Below are 1,258 nucleotides of genomic sequence, written 5' to 3'. Positions count from 1 at the left end.
GGCCAGAGGGGAGCAACAGCGTTTGCTGGTACGTGACGCCGAGAAACTGCGTCAGCGTTTGCTGCATGTAGCGGGGGTAAAGAAGGTAAACATTATCGGTGAGCAAGCCGAGCGCATTTATGTGGAGTTTTCGCATGAGCGTTTGGCAACGCTGGGCATCGGCCCGCAGGAAGTGTTCGCCGCGCTGAACGGCCAGAATGTTCTGACACCGGCCGGCTCCGTGGAAACCCAGGGGCCGCAAGTGTTCATTCGTCTGGATGGTGCGTTTGATGAAATGTCGAAAATCCGTGACACCCCTATCATCGCGCAAGGCCTTACGCTGAAGTTGTCGGACATCGCCACCGTCAAGCGCGGCTATGAAGACCCGGCAACCTTCATGATCCGCAATGGTGGCGAGCCCGCGCTGTTGCTGGGCATTGTCATGCGCGATGGTTGGAACGGTCTGGATCTGGGCAAGGCACTGGACACGGAGGTAGAGGGGATCAACGCAGAGATGCCGCTGGGGATGAGCCTGACCAAAGTGACAGATCAAGCAATCAACATCAGCTCAGCGGTTGATGAATTCATGACCAAGTTCTTCGTCGCGTTGTTGGTAGTGATGCTAGTGAGCTTTCTTAGCATGGGCTGGCGCGTCGGCGTGGTGGTCGCAGCGGCCGTGCCGCTGACTTTGGCGATGGTCTTCGTGGTGATGGCGGCGACGGGTAAAAATTTTGACCGTATCACCTTGGGCTCGCTCATTTTGGCGCTGGGCCTGCTGGTGGATGATGCCATCATCGCCATCGAAATGATGGTCGTGAAAATGGAGGAGGGCTACAGCCGCATCGCCGCTTCTGCTTACGCTTGGAGCCATACTGCCGCCCCGATGTTATCCGGCACGCTGGTCACTGCTGTCGGTTTTATGCCCAATGGTTTCGCCCGCTCTACGGCAGGCGAATACACCGGCAATATGTTTTGGATCGTTGGTGTCGCTTTAATAGCCTCGTGGCTGGTTGCTGTGGTGTTTACACCCTACTTCGGCGTCAAGTTGCTACCCGAAATCAAACTGATCGCAGGCGCTCACAAAGCACTTTACGATACGCCGCGCTACAACCGCTTTCGCCGTTTGCTGCTGCGAGTCATCGTGCACAAGTGGCTTGTCGCTGGTGCTGTAGTGAGTCTTTTCGTGGTGGCCATACTCGGCATGGGGTTGGTCAAGAAGCAGTTCTTCCCGATCTCCGACCGCCCTGAGGTGCTTGTAGAAATTCAGATGCCCTACGGC

At 56.5% G+C, this 1,258-nt stretch carries 1 protein-coding gene; it reads left to right on the top strand.

Going from position 1 to position 1,258, the window contains the following annotated elements; genetic code table 11:
* On the top strand, positions 1–1,258 hold a 1,258-nt coding region (locus AC1DSG_RS31245), incomplete at both ends, for an efflux RND transporter permease subunit (protein WP_477794306.1).

It is taken from the genome of Pseudomonas sp. P5_A12 (genome assembly GCF_056400685.1).
The sequence above is the reverse complement of the archived record's forward strand: the minus strand, read 5'-3'. Positions and strand labels throughout refer to the sequence as shown.